Source organism: Gracilibacillus sp. YIM 98692, from assembly GCF_010993965.1.
In the GTDB taxonomy this organism is placed as follows: domain Bacteria; phylum Bacillota; class Bacilli; order Bacillales; family Amphibacillaceae; genus Gracilibacillus.
The window spans coordinates 373,943-391,297 of the sequence record NZ_WIXM01000002.1; the positions used below are offsets into that span (position 1 = coordinate 373,943).

General features: G+C 36.0%; 15 protein-coding genes. All 15 read left to right on the plus strand.

Annotated elements, in window-relative coordinates; genetic code table 11:
* The first annotated feature begins 11 nt into the window (after positions 1-11).
* The gene (locus GHD00_RS04080) at positions 12-794 is read left to right on the plus strand and encodes a phosphatidate cytidylyltransferase (protein WP_163536827.1); all 783 of its coding nucleotides are present in this window, start codon (positions 12-14) and stop codon (positions 792-794) included.
* 26 nt (positions 795-820) lie between these two features.
* A complete protein-coding gene (gene dxr / locus GHD00_RS04085) occupies positions 821-1,975 on the plus strand; it encodes a 1-deoxy-D-xylulose-5-phosphate reductoisomerase (RefSeq protein WP_163536828.1) in 1,155 nt (384 codons plus the stop codon).
* Between the two features lie 32 nt (positions 1,976-2,007).
* Positions 2,008-3,264 carry an RIP metalloprotease RseP gene (rseP, locus tag GHD00_RS04090; RefSeq protein ID WP_163536829.1) on the plus strand — a complete coding sequence of 419 codons (1,257 nt, stop codon included), beginning with the start codon at positions 2,008-2,010 and terminating at the stop codon, positions 3,262-3,264.
* A gap of 45 nt (positions 3,265-3,309) precedes the next feature.
* Complete coding sequence (locus GHD00_RS04095; RefSeq protein WP_163536830.1) at positions 3,310-5,007, plus strand: proline--tRNA ligase; 1,698 nt, start codon at positions 3,310-3,312, stop codon at positions 5,005-5,007.
* Positions 5,008-5,168: 161 nt separating this feature from the next.
* A complete protein-coding gene (locus GHD00_RS04100) occupies positions 5,169-9,464 on the plus strand; it encodes a PolC-type DNA polymerase III (protein ID WP_163536831.1) in 4,296 nt (1,431 codons plus the stop codon).
* A 293-nt stretch (positions 9,465-9,757) separates the two neighbouring features.
* Complete coding sequence (gene rimP, locus GHD00_RS04105; RefSeq protein WP_163536832.1) at positions 9,758-10,231, plus strand: ribosome maturation factor RimP; 474 nt, start codon at positions 9,758-9,760, stop codon at positions 10,229-10,231.
* Positions 10,232-10,244: 13 nt separating this feature from the next.
* Complete coding sequence (nusA, locus tag GHD00_RS04110; protein WP_163536833.1) at positions 10,245-11,393, plus strand: transcription termination factor NusA; 1,149 nt, start codon at positions 10,245-10,247, stop codon at positions 11,391-11,393.
* A gap of 14 nt (positions 11,394-11,407) precedes the next feature.
* Positions 11,408-11,677 carry an RNase P modulator RnpM gene (rnpM, locus tag GHD00_RS04115; RefSeq protein WP_163536834.1) on the plus strand — a complete coding sequence of 90 codons (270 nt, stop codon included), beginning with the start codon at positions 11,408-11,410 and terminating at the stop codon, positions 11,675-11,677.
* 1 nt (position 11,678) lies between these two features.
* On the plus strand, positions 11,679-11,987 hold the full coding sequence (locus tag GHD00_RS04120) for a YlxQ family RNA-binding protein (RefSeq protein ID WP_163536835.1): 309 nt from the start codon (positions 11,679-11,681) through the stop codon (positions 11,985-11,987).
* A gap of 17 nt (positions 11,988-12,004) precedes the next feature.
* Complete coding sequence (gene infB, locus GHD00_RS04125; RefSeq protein ID WP_163536836.1) at positions 12,005-14,089, plus strand: translation initiation factor IF-2; 2,085 nt, start codon at positions 12,005-12,007, stop codon at positions 14,087-14,089.
* Entirely contained in the window at positions 14,089-14,367 is a 279-nt protein-coding gene (locus tag GHD00_RS04130) for a DUF503 domain-containing protein (RefSeq protein WP_163536837.1), read from the plus strand. The genes infB and GHD00_RS04130 overlap by 1 nt, the downstream gene beginning before the upstream one ends.
* 58 nt (positions 14,368-14,425) lie before the next feature.
* On the plus strand, positions 14,426-14,779 hold the full coding sequence (rbfA, locus tag GHD00_RS04135) for a 30S ribosome-binding factor RbfA (RefSeq protein ID WP_163536838.1): 354 nt from the start codon (positions 14,426-14,428) through the stop codon (positions 14,777-14,779).
* Between the two features lie 59 nt (positions 14,780-14,838).
* Entirely contained in the window at positions 14,839-15,741 is a 903-nt protein-coding gene (gene truB / locus GHD00_RS04140) for a tRNA pseudouridine(55) synthase TruB (RefSeq protein ID WP_163536839.1), read from the plus strand.
* A gap of 20 nt (positions 15,742-15,761) precedes the next feature.
* A complete protein-coding gene (locus GHD00_RS04145; RefSeq protein WP_163536840.1) occupies positions 15,762-16,706 on the plus strand; it encodes a bifunctional riboflavin kinase/FAD synthetase in 945 nt (314 codons plus the stop codon).
* Positions 16,707-16,832: 126 nt separating this feature from the next.
* Positions 16,833-17,102 (plus strand): 30S ribosomal protein S15, encoded by a 270-nt coding sequence (gene rpsO, locus GHD00_RS04150; RefSeq protein WP_163536841.1) that lies wholly within the window; start codon positions 16,833-16,835, stop codon positions 17,100-17,102.
* The last annotated feature ends 253 nt before the right edge of the window (positions 17,103-17,355 follow it).

The window sequence follows — 17,355 nt, forward strand, 5'->3', positions numbered from 1 at the left end:
TGTGAACAGTTTTGAAGATTAGAGTAATAACGGCAATCATTGCTATTTTATTATTTTTCCCTCTAGTATTTATTGGGGGACTGCCTTTTCAAGTAGTGATGTATGCTATTGCTACGATCGGGCTAATAGAATTACTTCATATGAGAAAAACAACAAAGTATATCATTCCTACATCATTATCCATCATTCTTATGTGGTCACTTTTATTCAAAAGCGAGCTCACTTTATTTACAACCAAGTTAGAAATGGTCATGATTTTTGTACTACTAGTACTTGCTTACACTGTATTGGTGAAAAACAAATTTACTTTTGATGATGCAGGATTCTTAATCTTATCATCTATTTATGTAGGGCTCGGTTTTTATTATTTAATCGAAACACGTTTTGTCGAAAATGGACTAGTTTATACTTTTTATGCTATTCTAGTAATACTTTCAACAGATACTGGTGCATATTTTTTCGGTAGGGCAATAGGAAAGAAAAAGCTATGGCCTAAAATAAGTCCTAATAAAACAATTGAAGGGGCAGTAGGAGGTATACTGACAGCATGTGTTGTCACTCTTATTTTCCAACATTTCTTTCCTTTTCATGACTCTCTTTGGTTACTGCTCATGGTGACAATGACAGCTTCATTGTTTGCACAGATAGGGGATTTAGTTGAATCTGCAATAAAACGGCACTATGAGGTGAAAGATTCAGGCAATGTATTGCCTGGTCACGGTGGAATTTTAGATCGCTTTGATAGTTGGTTATTTGTTTTCCCTTTATTACATTTTATTCATTTTATATCATAAATTATTAATATTGGAGCGTTTCGTCAATGAAATATATTACATTACTAGGGGCAACAGGTTCTATTGGATTACAAACTCTAGACGTTATCGGGCAACATCCTGAAGAGTTTCGTTTATTCGCCATAGCATTTGGTAGAAATATTGAAGCTGGATTAGATATTATCCATAAGCACGAACCTGAAATGGTTGTTGTAGAAAATGAAAAAATAAAGCAAGATCTATCCATAAAATTAGCGAATCAATCTATCGATATCCTTGTTGGTAAAAATGGAATGGAAGAAGTAAGCAGACACCCAAAGGTGGATATAGTAGTGAATGCTGTGATGGGGAGTATAGGGTTAAAAGCAACATTGACAGCTATTGAAAATCAAAAAAAAGTAGCGATTGCTAATAAGGAGACATTAGTAACTGCCGGCCATTTGGTAATGGAAAAAGTAAAACAGTATAATGTCTCTTTATTACCAGTTGACAGTGAACACTCTGCTATTTTTCAGTCATTAAATGGTGAGTCGGTTAATAGTATTAAGAAGATTATCTTAACAGCATCTGGGGGAAGCTTTCGCGATAAAACACGAGAACAACTAGAACATGTTACGATACGAGATGCTCTGAATCATCCTAACTGGAGTATGGGCGCCAAAATTACAATTGACTCTGCGACAATGATGAATAAAGGCTTGGAAGTAATAGAAGCTCACTGGTTATTTAATATGCCTTATGACCAAATTGACGTCATTCAACATAAAGAAAGTATCATCCATTCCATGGTAGAATTTGAAGATAGGAGTGTAATAGCACAGTTAGGTACCCCGGATATGCGTGTACCCATTCAGTATGCTTTAACCTACCCATCCCGTTTTCCATTACAGCAAACGAGAAGCTTGAATTTATTGGAAATTGGTGCTTTGCATTTTACTGAAATGGATAAGATAAGGTTCCCATGCCTGCAATTTGCTTATAATGCAGGGAAAATAGGCGGAACAATGCCAACTGTACTAAATGCAGCCAATGAGGCAGCAGTAGATCTATTTTTACATGAAAAGATTCGCTTTTTAGACATAGAGAAGGTGATTGAACAAGCTTTAGAAAGACATGATACGGTCAATAATCCTGATTTAAATACTATTGAAACCATTGATCAGCAAACAAGAGAATCTATTTATAGATCGTATCATTATTAATTGTTGCAGGATTTGGAAGGAGCGTGCTTTATTTGAACACCGTCATTGCATTTATATTAATGTTCGGTCTGTTAGTTTCTGTGCATGAATTTGGACATTTCATATTTGCTAAAAGAGCAGGTATGTTAGTAAGAGAGTTTGCTATCGGGTTTGGCCCTAAAATATTCTCTTTTAAAAAAGAGGAGACACTTTATACGATACGCTTATTGCCTATGGGGGGGTATGTTCGAGTAGCAGGGGAAGACCCAGAGATTATTGATATAAAGAGAGGTCAACACGTAGGATTAACATTCAATCATAAGGAAGAAGTCAATCAAATTATTGTAAATAATAAAGCAAAGCACCCAGACGCACTAGTTATTGAAGTAGATAATATTGACCTTGATCATGCATTAATCATTGAAGGTTATGAACCGGATGATGAGAATTGGTACTCATTTAAAGTTGCAGACAATGCAGATTTTGTGATGGATGAAAGAGCTACTCAAATTGCACCATATAATCGACAATTTTCTTCTAAAACGGTTGGACAAAGAGCGATGCAATTATTTGCTGGTCCTATGATGAATTTTATTCTCACTTTAGTTATATTTGTTATTCTTGGACTTATTCAAGGAGTACCTGTAGAAGATGTTCAAATTGGCTCCGTTTTAGAAGGAAGCCCTGCAGAAGAAGCTGGAATTCAACCAGGAGATACAGTAATAGAAATGAATGGTGAATCTATAAATGAGTGGAGTGAATTTCAAACAATTGTACAGTCCAGCCCGAATGAATTGATTGATACAGTTGTTTTACGCGATGGAGAGAATATCCCCTTACAAATCACTCCAGATCGTGTGGAAATTCAAGATGAAGAGATTGGTCAAGTGGGTGTAAGGCTAGCTTTAGAACAGTCATTTTGGAGATCCATTCCATATAGTGTTGAACAAACATATGAATGGTCTACTTTAATACTTGTAAATCTAGGTAAGCTCGTAACCGGTCAATTTTCCATCGATATGTTATCAGGCCCAGTCGGTATCTATGATGCAACAGATCAAGTTGTAAAAACAGGCTTTCTCAATTTTCTCAAATGGACAGCCGTTTTAAGTGTTAATTTAGGTATCATTAATTTACTTCCATTGCCAGCGTTAGATGGTGGCAGATTAATTTTTGTAGGTTTAGAAGCTGTACGTGGAAAGCCCATTGACCCACAAAAAGAAGGAGTTGTCCATTTCATTGGGTTTGCATTATTGATGTTATTAATGATTATCGTAACTTGGAACGACATTCAAAGACTTTTTATGTGATAAATAGATTAGAGATCAAATTAAAAGCTTGAGGTGAAAAATAGTATGAGACATAGTCAAACATTAATTCCAACATTAAAAGAAGTACCAAATGACGCTGAAATCAAAAGCCATCAATTGCTAGTACGCGGCGGTTATATTCGCCAAACGGCATCAGGTGTATATAGTTTCCTGCCTCTTGGGCAAAAAGTGTTAAAGAATGTTGAGAAAATTGTTCGTGAAGAAATGGAAAAAGCAGGGGCAGTGGAAATGCTTATGCCTGCACTACAACCATCTGACTTATGGAAAGAGACAGGTAGATGGTACAACTTTGGTTCTGAGTTGATGCGTTTGAATGATCGACATGAACGTGAATTTGCTTTAGGAGCTACGCATGAAGAAGTGATTACTAGCCTTATTCGTGATGAAGTAAAAAGTTATAAAAGACTTCCATTAAGCCTTTATCAAATCCAAACGAAATTTAGAGATGAGAAACGCCCTCGTTTTGGCTTATTGCGTGGTCGAGAGTTTGTTATGAAAGATGCTTATACATTTCATGATTCTAATGAAAGTTTGGATGAAGCATATGACAAAATGTTTCAGGCGTATTCCAATATCTTTAAACGCTGTGGCTTGAATTTTAGAGCAGTTATTGCGGACTCCGGAGCAATGGGTGGTAAAGATACACATGAATTCATGGTATTATCAGACATTGGGGAGGACATTATTGCTTATTCAGATAGTTCTGATTTTGCTGCAAATATAGAAATGGCACCAGTATTGGATAACTATCAACAAAGTGAAGAACACATGCAAGCTAAAGAATTAGTGGACACGCCAAATTATAAATCCATGGAAGAAGTATCCCAATTTCTTAGTTTGCCATTAGAGAAAGGAATTAAATCACTATTGTTTAAGATAGATGACCAATATGTATTGGTGTTAGCTCGTGGTGACCACGAAATAAATGATATAAAGTTGAAAAATATCTATAATGCTACCAACATTGAATTAGCTTCGGAGGAAGAAACAAAAGAAATTCTAGGAGCCGATGTAGGATCCATTGGACCAATTGATGTCAAAAATGTGGATGTTATAGCAGATTACGCTTTGAAATATATGCGTAACGCATACTGTGGGGCTAATCAAGATGACAAACATTTTGTAAATGTAAACCCAGATAAAGACTTCCATGTTTCAGACTATCATGATGTACGTTTTATACAAGAAGGAGATATTTCTCCAGATGGAAATGGTACCATTCAATTTGCGAAAGGTATTGAAGTAGGTCATGTCTTTAAGCTAGGACAGTTTTATGCCGAAAAATTAGGAGCTTCCTATTTGGATGAGCAAGGTAAACAACAAACAATGACAATGGGTTGTTATGGTATTGGTATTTCCAGAACGTTAGCAGCCATTGTGGAGCAGTATCATGATGATAATGGGATTACGTGGCCTGCTTCTATTACACCATACCAAGCTCATATTGTAACGATAAACATCAAAAATGAGGAGCAGAATTCTGTATCAGAACAGCTTTACAAACAGTTGCAAGGCCAAGGTATTTCTGTCCTGTATGATGATCGAAAAGAGCGTCCAGGTGTGAAATTTGCTGACAGTGATCTGATTGGCTTGCCAGTAAGGTTAACAGTTGGGAAACGCGCAAATGAAGGCTATGTAGAGTGTAAAATCAGAGCTACTGGAGAACAATTTGATATTCATGTGTCTGAAGTAAATGAAAAAATAGCATCTATCTTAAAATAAAAAAATTCCCTTGCCACAATGGTGGTTAAGGGAATTAATAAATTCTAGAACATTCTTCGGGTATAGACACAATTCATGTAAGAAAGATTCCATGTTCTATTCAGGATATGCCCTAATATTTGACATAAAACTAAAAAAAGAAAGAAGCGAAGGGGATAAAAATGGATGTCTCTAGTCAAAAAAAGTTTCAATTATTAACAGAACAAATTGGTATTCCAAATGATATGAAAAATAAATATTTTCAGAATGGAAGGATAGAAAAGTTAGAAGTATATAGGTCAAGTAAGGTATGGCAATTTTATTTTAAGCTAGAGAATATCCTGCCTGCTGATGTGTATCAATTATTTATCCTAAAATTAACCGAATCGTTTGCTAACATTGCCAAAGTAAAATGGGAAATAGCTGTTAAACATCAACAAATGTCAGAGGAAGAATGGTATAAATATTGGCAAATTTTTGTTTCAGAACTGATACATGAATCACCTAGATACCTTTCATTCGAAAATAAACAACCATCAATTAACGATAATAACATTATGTTAACTGTGTCGAATGAAATAGAAAAACAGTCCCTTCATAAAGAGATGCAACAACGATTCGATCTTTTTTGCTCTAGAATTGGTGCTCTAAAAAAATCCATTCAGATGCAAGTAGTTGACCAGCAAGATGAAATAGAGAGATTTCAGCAAGAGAAAGCAATGGAAGATAAAAAGAGGGTAGAAGAAGCGTTCAAGCAACAGGAACAAAGAGCAGAAGAGAAGAAGCAAGAACAAACTTCTAATGGGCCAGTAGCAATCGGTTATCCAATTAAAGATGAACCAGTAAAAATGGAGGATATTCTTGAAGAAGAACGTAATGTTGTTTTTGAAGGCTATTTATTTGATGCAGAAATACGTGAATTAAGATCAGGAAGACATTTATTGATGTTGAAAGTAACCGATTATTCCGATTCATTTCAAATCAAGATGTTTTCTAAAGGGGATCAAGATGTAGAGAAATTTAAGCAGCTAAAAGCAGGACAATGGGTAAAAGCTAAAGGTACTGTGCAAACCGATAACTTTACCAATGAACTCACGATGATGGCAAAAGACATTCAAGAAGTACCATCATCAGTTTCTAGAGTAGATGAAGGAATAGATGGAGAAAAGCGAATTGAATTGCATGCACACACGTTGATGAGCCAAATGGATTCCGTTGTATCGGCTTCCCAATTAATTAAGCAAGCTAGTGATTGGGGACATGAAGCCATTGCTATAACTGATCACGCTGTTGCTCAATCCTATCCGGAAGCTTATGCCGCTGGACAAAAGCATGGAGTGAAAGTCGTTTACGGGGTTGAAGCGAATATTGTAGATGATGGGGTTCCCATAGCTTATAATGAGCAAGATCGAAATTTAATGGAAGATACCTATGTAGTATTCGACGTGGAAACGACTGGCTTATCTGCAGTTTATGATACCATTATCGAGTTAGCTGCAGTTAAAATAAAAAATGGAGAAATTATTGACCGATTTGAATCCTTTGCCAATCCGCATCACCCACTATCAGAAACTACGATTAACTTAACAGGTATTACGGATGATATGGTTAAAGATGCACCAGAGGTAGAAGAGGTATTAAAAGATTTCCATGGTTGGATCGAAAATGATATATTAGTGGCCCATAACGCTGATTTTGATATGGGTTTCTTGAACACTGGCTTCAAGCGTATTGGCTTGGATGAAGCAGCCAACCCAGTCATAGATACATTAGAATTAGCCCGACTTTTATTCCCGGAAATGAAAAACCATCGTTTAAATACATTGTGTAAAAAGATGGACATTGAATTAACACAGCATCACAGAGCGATTTATGATGCAGAAGCTACGGGTTACTTGCTTTGGAAACTAGTCAAATTATCCAATGAAAAAGGTATTATAAATCATCAACAGTTTAATCAACATATGGGAGAAGGGAACGCCTATCAACGTTCTAGACCTTTTCATGCCACCTTATTGGCAATAGATAATGAAGGGCTTAAAAATATTTATAAACTTGTTTCTTCAGCGCATATTGATTACTTTTATCGTGTACCTAGAATTCCAAGATCGAAACTTTCCAGTTACCGTAAAGGAATTTTAGTGGGTACTGCTTGCGACCAAGGCGAAGTCTTTGAAACGATGATGCAGAAATCGAGAGAACAAGCGGAAAAAGTAGCAAAATTCTATGACTATATAGAAGTACAACCTCCAAGTAATTTTGAGCACCTTATCGAAAAAGAGCTCGTGCAAACAGAAGCACAGCTTTATGATATTATACGTAATATTGTAGAGATGGCAGATACACTTGGAAAACCGTGTGTAGCAACAGGAAATGTCCATCATTTAGAGCCAAATGACCGTTTATATCGAAAAATATTAATTGCTTCCCAGAGCGGGAATCCGTTAAACCGTCAAACATTACCTAATGTGTATTTTCGAACAACCAATGAGATGGTGGAAGCATTCTCTTTTTTAGGTGAAGAAAAAGCAACAGAGATTGTGATTCAAAATCCAAAATTGCTGGTGGATAAGATAGATGAAATAAAACCTGTAAAAGAAGATTTATATACACCTAACATTGAAGGAGCGGAAGAAGAGATAAGGGAATTAAGTTATTCTTTTGCAAGAAATGTGTATGGTGATCCGATACCAGAATTAGTAGAAAAAAGAATAGAAAAAGAATTAAAAAGTATTATCGGACATGGCTTTGCGGTTATTTATTTGATCTCACAAAAACTAGTAAAAAAATCGTTAGATGATGGATACCTAGTTGGTTCAAGAGGATCCGTAGGTTCTTCTCTCATTGCTACGTTTACAGAAATAACCGAGGTAAACCCGCTTCCACCTCATTATGTTTGCCCGGAGTGTAAGTATAGTGAATTTTTTGATGACGGTTCTGTTGGAAGTGGTTTTGATCTTCCAGACAAAAACTGTCCAAAATGTCAGGCGGAATTAAATAAGGATGGACAAGATATCCCGTTCGAGACATTCTTAGGATTTAAAGGGGATAAGGTTCCAGATATTGACTTGAACTTCTCTGGTGAATATCAACCTCGTGCTCATAATTACACAAAAGTATTGTTTGGGGAAGATAATGTTTATCGAGCTGGCACCATCGGAACAGTGGCTGAAAAAACGGCGTATGGTTATGTGAAAGGATATGCTAGCGATCATGAGATTAATTTAAAAAGCGCTGAAGTAGATAGACTTGTTAAAGGCTGTACAGGTGCCAAAAGAACAACTGGACAACACCCAGGCGGAATTATCGTTGTACCTGATGATAAGGAAATTTATGATTTTACACCTATTCAATATCCAGCAGATGACCGAAACTCAGAATGGCGAACAACTCACTTTGATTTCCATTCGATCCATGACAACTTATTAAAACTAGATATATTAGGTCATGATGATCCTACAATGATTCGAATGTTACAAGATCTAAGTGGTATTGATCCTACCACAATTCCGACACATGACGCAGAGGTGATGAAGATATTCTCTGGTCCTGAAGTATTAGGAGTAACACCTGAACAGATTTTATGTAAGACTGGTACTTTAGGAGTTCCGGAATTTGGAACACGTTTTGTGCGACAGATGTTAGAAGATACTAAGCCGAAAACATTCGCTGAACTCGTTATTATTTCAGGTTTAAGTCATGGATCAGATGTTTGGTTAGGAAATGCTCAAGAATTAATTAATGATGGTGTATGTGGATTACCTGATGTTATTGGATGCCGTGATGACATTATGGTATACCTCATGCACAAGGGACTAGAATCATCTTTAGCCTTTAAAATCATGGAGTTTGTTCGTAAAGGTAGAGGGTTAGAAGATGAGTGGATCGAAGAAATGAAAAAGCATGGCGTGCCTGATTGGTATATTGATTCTTGTAAGAAAATCAAGTACATGTTCCCGAAAGCCCATGCAGCTGCATATGTATTGATGGCGATTCGAATTGCCTATTTTAAAGTACACTATCCCTTATATTTTTATGCAGCGTATTTTACCGTAAGAGCTGATGATTTTGAATTAGAGACGATGATTAAAGGATCTGATGCGATTCGAAAACGAATTAAAGACATATTAGATAAAGGAAATGATGCGTCACCAAAAGAAAAAAGTTTATTAACCGTGTTAGAGTTAGCATTAGAAATGAATGAACGTGGTTATGATTTTCAAAAGGTAGACTTGTACCGTTCTTCTGCCACTGAGTTTTTAGTTGATGGGAAATCTCTAATACCGCCATTTAATGCGGTTGATGGACTTGGTACAAATGCAGCGATTAACATTGAAAAAGCACGTGAAGACGGGGAATTCCTTTCTAAAGAAGATTTAAGAGAGCGTAGCAAAATATCTAAAACGGTTCTCGAATATTTAGATCAACAAGGGTGTTTAGAGGGAATGGCGGAAAAAAATCAATTGTCACTCTTCTAAAATGTTGTTTATAGATTAAATTCCTTGCATTTTCCCTTTATTCATGCTATATTTTATACAGATTTCGTATGAAGCGTTCAGAAAGAGTGGGGATCTCCCCACTCTTTCTTCGTAGCTATTGATTTTGGGAGCTATACGTTTATTGGCTAATCCCTTGCCATCGTTGGCAAGGGATTTATCATTCAACATATATGGAAAATACCTATTAATACATAGAGTGTATGGATCTTTTAAAAAGGGTAACATAATCAATAAATAGTATATCATTGCAGGTGAAGGAGGGTCATATAGTTATGAGTAAACGAATTGCAGACCAAACAGAAGAACTTGTATTACCTATTTTAGAAGAATTATCATTAGAACTTGTAGATATTACGTTTGAAAAAGAAGGTCAAAATTGGTTTCTTCGTGTATACATCGATAAAGAAAATGGTGTTGATATTGAAGAATGCGGACAGGTTTCTGAAAAGCTAAGTGATAAGCTAGATGAAGTAGATCCGATACAAGCAGCTTATTTTCTTGAAGTATCATCTCCAGGCGTGGAGCGTCCTTTAAAGAAGGAAAAAGATTTTCAAGAACATATCGGAAAAACTGTTTATGTGAAGCTATATCAACCAATTGACGGTGAAAAAGAATTTTCTGGTGAGTTAGTTGATTTTACAGATGGTTATGTAAAGATTTCTTATAGGGTAAAGACAAAGAAAAAAGAGGTTGAAGTTCCTTTTGATAAAATTGCGAAAGCCCATTTAGCTGTTACTTTTGATTAAAGGGGGAGAAATTGTGAATAAAGAATTGTTTGAAGCGATGAATTATTTAGAAAAAGAAAAAGGGATCGACAAGGACATATTAATGGAAGCTCTAGAGGCTGCATTAATTTCAGCATATAAAAAGAACTTTAAATCTGCGACGAATGTGAGAGTAGATTTAAATGAAGACGCTGGAACCATGGGTGTCTTTGCACAAAAAGAAATTGTAGAAGAAGTAGAGGATCATAATCAGCAAATTTCCTTAGAAGAAGCTCAAGAAATTAGCCCTGTATATGACATTGGCGATGTAGTGGAAATAGAAGTGACACCGAAAGATTTTGGTCGTATAGCTGCACAAGCTGCTAAACAAGTTGTGACACAACGGGTACGTGAAGCAGAACGAGGCATTATCTATAATGAATATATAGATCGTGAAGATGATATTATGAATGGAACTATTCAACGTATGGATGGAAGGTTTATTTATGTCCATTTGGGCAAGGTAGAAGCCAAACTACCTGAATCGGAGTGTATGCCAACAGAAACATACCGTGTGCACGATCGTATCAAAGTTTATGTTACAAAAGTAGAAAACACGAACAAAGGACCAAACATTTTTGTATCGAGATCTCACCCTGGTTTGCTAAAGAGATTATTTGAAATGGAAGTGCCGGAAATTTATGATGGTACCGTAGAAGTCATGTCCGTTGCACGTGAAGCCGGTGACCGTTCTAAAATTTCGGTATACGCTCGTGATCCTGAAATTGATCCTGTCGGTTCATGTGTTGGGCAAAAAGGTCAGCGTGTCCAAACAATAGTTGATGAACTAAAAGGAGAAAAGATAGATATCGTAGAATGGTCAGAAGATCCGGTTGTCTACGTATCAAATGCTTTAAGTCCTTCTAAAGTGATTCGAGTAATTGTCGATGAAGAGGAAAAAGCAACAACGGTTATTGTTCCGGATTATCAATTGTCCTTGGCTATTGGAAAAAGAGGGCAAAATGCTAGATTAGCAGCAAAACTAACAGGATGGAAAATAGATATTAAAAGTGAGTCTGAAGCGAAAGAGGAAGGGCTTATTACAGAAGAAGAGATTAATGACAGCCTAGAAGCATTAGAATATGAGGACTCTTTGGAATATGAAGAATCTTACGAAGACATGGATGAAGATTTGTTTAAGTAAGGGGGATGACTCATATGCCAAAAAAAAAGAAAATACCAATGAGAAAGTGTGTTGTCACGCAAGAAATGATGCCAAAGAAGTCCCTTATCAGAGTGGTGAAGACAAAAGAAGGAGAAGTTTTTGTCGATCCCACTGGTAAGAAAAACGGACGAGGCGCTTACGTTTCTGATTCTATGGATGTGATAGACAAAGCTGAACAATCAAAAGCACTGGATAAACATTTAGAGATTCATATACCATCTGATATTTATGATGAGTTAAGAACATACGTAGAAGGGAAATAACGTGGAAAATAATCAATCATATTTAAACATATTAGGTATTGCTAATCGAGCAGGCAAATGTACTTTTGGCGAATCACTCATAATTAAAGAAATTCAAGCAAAGCGTTCAAAATTAGTTTTAATAGCAAGTGATATTGGTGATCAAACAAAAAAGAAATTAACAGATAAATGTCATTATTACCAAATTCCTTATTTTTTTGTAGATGACCGTGACACGTTATCTCATGCAGTGGGGAAATCAGGTAGGGTTGCAGTTTCCATTAATGAAACAGGTTTTGCAAAGAAATTGAAATCACTACTTGATCAATAACAATCGGGGGTGAACGTATGAAAAAAATACGAGTATATGAATACGCAAAAGAAATAAATAAACCAAGTAAAGAAGTTATTACAAAACTGAAAGAACTAGATCAACCGGTATCGAACCATATGTCTACCATTACGGAAGATATGAAAGCAAAGCTGGATAAAAGCTTTCAGCCAAAAAAGGAAGAGTCTAAGCCAAAAACGAACGATTCCTCTCCTCAGAAAAAAGAAGCGAAAAATAACAAAAAAGAGAAAAATTCTAAGAATAAACCGAACAACAAAAACAAATCAAATAATAAAAATAAGAAAAATAAAGAAAATCATAGTAAACCACCTAAAAAAGAAGAGTCAACTAAGCCAAATAAGATTACTTACTCTGGATCTATTACAGTTGGGGAGCTAGCGGATAAACTAGGCAAAGAGACCAATGAAATTATTAAAAAGCTAATGTTCTTAGGCGTCATGGCTACGAAAAATCAAGATTTAGATAAAGATGCATTAGAGCTCATTTGTGGTGAATATGGTGTGGAAGTAGAAGAAGAAATAGAAGTAGATAAAGCTGATTTAACTTCTTATATTGAAAAAGATGATCCGGAAGATTTAATAGAACGCCCTTCTGTTGTTACTATAATGGGACATGTTGACCACGGGAAAACTACTTTATTAGATTCCATTCGTCATACCAAAGTAACAGAAGGCGAAGCTGGTGGTATTACTCAACATATTGGGGCATACCAAGTAGAAGAAAATGATAAAAAGATCACTTTCTTGGATACCCCGGGTCACGCTGCATTTACGAGCATGCGTTCTCGAGGAGCACAAGTTACGGATATTGCAATCCTTGTTGTAGCAGCAGATGATGGGGTAATGCCTCAAACAGTCGAAGCAATTAATCATGCTAAGGCTGCAGAGGTACCAATTATTGTGGCGGTTAATAAGATGGATAAAGAAGGTGCTAACCCCGATCGTGTTATGCAGGAATTAACCGAGCATGAATTAATCGCAGAAGATTGGGGTGGAGACACGATTTTCGTACAACTGTCTGCCGTTAAAGGGGAAGGTATAGATGATCTTCTTGAAATGATTTTACTTGTTTCAGAAGTCGAGGAATTAAAAGCGAATCCTAATCGACTAGCAAATGGTACAGTGATTGAAGCGCAGTTAGATAAAGGTCGTGGATCTGTTGCATCATTATTAGTACAAAATGGTACACTAAATGTAGGTGATCCGATTGTAGTCGGGAACGCCTTTGGTCGCGTAAGAGCGATGGTTAATGACTTGGGGAAACGAATTAAATCGGCTGGACCATCTACACCTGTAGAGATCACTGGTTTAAATGATGTACCTTCAGCAGGTGATCGTTTTGTTGTATTTAAGGATGAAAAACAAGCTCGTCAAATTGGTGAAATGAGACAGCAGCAGCAATTGGAAGAAAAACGTGGTGAGCAAGCACGTGTTAGCTTAGATGACTTGTTTGAACAAATTAAACAAGGTGATATAAAAGATATTAATGTGATTTTAAAAGCAGATGTTCAAGGTTCTGTGGAAGCTTTAGCAGCATCTTTAAGAAAAATTGATGTAGAAGGTGTGAAAGTAAATATTATCCACACAGGTGTTGGGGCAATCAAAGAATCAGACATTATTTTAGCTTCAGCTTCCAATGCAGTTGTAATTGGGTTTAATGTGAGGCCTGACGCTAATGCGAAGAAAGCTGCTGAGTCAGAAAATGTTGATATTCGCCTGCACCGTGTTATCTATAAAGCAATTGAAGAAGTAGAAGCGGCCATGAAAGGTATGTTAGACCCAGAATATCAAGAAAAAGTAATCGGTCAAGTAGAAGTACGTGAGATTTTCAAAGTATCAAAAATTGGAACGATCGCTGGTTCTTACGTGACAGATGGAAAAGTTACAAGAGATTCTGGTATACGATTGATCCGTGATGGTGTTGTGATTTATGAAGGAGAAATTGATACCTTAAAACGTTTTAAAGATGATGTGAAAGAAGTAGCACAAAATTATGAATGCGGGATAACAATCAAAAATTACAACGACATCAAAGAGGGTGACATCATCGAAGCCTATATTATGGAGGAAATTGAAATTTAATGATTATTTGTGCAGAAGTTGAATTGTTTCTCTATAATTGCCAATCGTTAAAAGATAAAAGGTCCGTACTTTTGCGAATGAAAAATCGGTTAAGAAAAGAGTTAAATATTTCGATCGCTGAAACAGATCACCAAAACCTCTGGCAACGGGCTACCATTTCAATCGTAACTGTATCAGAATCAAAAGAAATAGCTGAAAAAGTAATTCAACAAGCACTAACTAAAATCGATTCTTTTACAGAATTGGAAATAACAACTACTGTAGTAGAAGAAAGGTAACCTTGAAGATATAAGTGCCCATTTGCTTTAGAGGGTACTTCATAAGAGAGGTGATGACATGAGTGAATTGCGAGCAAATAGAGTTGCTGAACAAATGAAAAAAGAATTAGGAGACATTATATCAAGAAAAATTAAGGATCCAAGAGTGGGATTTGTAACGATTACAGATGTTGAGGTGTCTGGTGATCTTCAGCAAGCAAAAGTATTTATTTCTGTACTAGGTGAAGAGGAAAAAAGACAAGAAACGTTAATCGGTCTTGCTAAAGCAAAAGGTTTTATTCGATCCGAAATTGGTAAGAGAATTCGACTAAGAAAAATTCCAGAGCTTTATTTTGACTTCGATGAAACCATTGAACGAGGAAATAGAATTGAGCACATTCTGAGAGAATTAAATGAATCAAAAGATAATTAATAAGAAAACCCTTGTGTTTTAGCAAGGGTTTTCGATCTGTTATGTAGTGGAGGTAAGACATGAACGGGATATTACCTATTTGGAAGCCTAGAGGAATGACCTCACATGATTGTGTAATAAAGGTAAGGAAAAGTTTGAAAACAAAAAAGGTTGGCCATACAGGAACTTTAGATCCGGAAGTAGAAGGGGTATTGCCAATTTGTGTTGGCGAAGCAACGAAATTGGTCCCTTTCTTAACAGATACAAATAAGGGATATCAAGCAACATTAAAACTTGGTCAATCTACCATTACAGAAGACCAAACAGGTGAAATTCTTGATCAGACGAATGTTTTACACGCAATCGATCCCCTAAAGGTGAAAGAAGTAATGCAAGAATTTATAGGGAAAATACAACAAAGAGTTCCTTTATATTCTGCTGTTAAAGTAAATGGCAGAAAACTTTATGATTATGCTAGAGCCGGTGAAGATGTAGAACGGCCAATACGACAAGTTTATATTCATGAACTGCAGTTTGATTATAGTAAATATCTCCCAGATGATAAACAACAGGAAATTCAGTTTTACGTGATTTGTTCAAAGGGTACATATATTCGAACGCTTTGTGTTGACATAGGTAAAAGGCTAGGTTATCCAGCACATATGTCTCATCTTATACGATCACAAAGTGGCCCGTTTCAAGAACATGATACTATTTCTATAGAAAAGTTGGAGAATATACAAGATGATTCCAGCATCCATCGTTATTTAAGACCATTAACAGAAGGTGTTTCACATCTTGATAAATTGGTTGTTGATACAGAGATGGCTCATAAAGTGAAGAATGGACAAAAATTTCCCCTGCCAGAGCAAATCATGAAAACCGATTATTTTCGATTGGAACATAACGGTATATTGCTGGCTATTTATCAAGTACATGAAAATAAAAAAGAGATAAAGCCAGTTCGTGTTTTCAAAATTTAAAGGGAAAGAAGGGTGATCCGATGGAGGTCATTTCAATAAGCTATCCTCATTCTCATAATAGAGATAGTCTGCCAAGTACTGTTGCTTCCATTGGCTTTTTTGATGGTATCCATAAAGGACATCAAAAAGTGATTGAAGAAGCAGTTAACGTTGCTGCGAGGTCGGGGAAAGAATCAGCTGTTATTACATTTGATCCTCATCCATCAGTAGTATTAAGGAAGGTGAGTTCATCTGTTCAATATATAACCCCGATACAAGAAAAGAAAACTCTTATCGAAAACCTTGGAGTGGATCGATTATATATTATTGAATTTAATAAATCCTTATCATTACTTTCACCGGAAGATTTTATTGAGCATTTTATTTATGAATTACATGTTGATCATCTTATTGCCGGCTTTGACTTTAGTTTCGGTTATAAAGGGACCGGTAACATGGATAATATCGAAAAATTTGCACGTCACCCATTAACTACAACAAAAATAGAAAAATTTGATCACGATGGGGAAAAAATCAGTTCGACAAGTATACGTAAAGCATTAATAGAAGGTAATATATTAAAAGTGGAAAACCTATTAGGGCGTCCATTAACCATGAAGGCAAAAGTGATTCAGGGAGATAAAAGAGGTAGAACTATTGGTTATCCAACTGCTAATCTGCAATGGGAGGAACCTTATCTTTTACCCAAGATCGGTGTTTATGCAGTAGAAGTGAAAGTAGGCTCTGAGAAATATCAGGGAATGGCGAATTTAGGATATAATCCAACCTTTACAGAAGGACAACAAGAAGCCAAAATGGAAGTACATCTTTTTGATGTGAACAAGGATTTATATGGAAAAACGCTTCAAGTTATATGGAGACAATATATCAGAGAAGAAGTAAAGTTTTCGGGAGTAGAAGAACTAGTGGCACAATTACAGCAGGATGAAAAAGATATTCGGCAATTCTTTTCAAAAAATGCATAATATCTCTTGCATTTTATCATAAAAACATGTATTCTATATTTTGGAACCATCCGCTTGGCTATTCGAGAACTCCGGCGATAGCTAGGGGAATGGGGCTTAATAATGAAAAAATTGGAGGTGAATAGGATGGCTATCACACAAGAACGTAAAAGTCAGATTATTACTGAATTTAGAACTCATGAAAGTGACACTGGTTCACCAGAAGTTCAAATTGCTGTCCTTACAGAGGAAATCAATAACCTGAACAATCATTTACGTACTCATAAGAAAGATCACCATTCTCGTCGTGGTCTGTTAAAAATGGTAGGGAAAAGACGTAATTTGTTAAACTACCTACGTGATAAAGACGTTTCGCGTTACCGTACTTTAATTCAAAAATTAGGCTTGCGTCGATAAGCTTTTTTTACGCTTGTTTACGCATGCAGTCAAAGTGAGTCGCACCTTGTTACTTACTTTTAGAAAAAAGCGGGAGTTATCCCGCTTTTTCTGTATGCAAAAAAAGTCTGCACAAAGTATTATATTTGTTTGAAAATTAGAAAATACTATTACTATAATATACATGGATTATATGCTGTGATTTATGAAAGTTTCGTTACATACTAAATGACAGCATGATAAAATAAGTGTTAGTATTAGAAAAAGCAAGAGA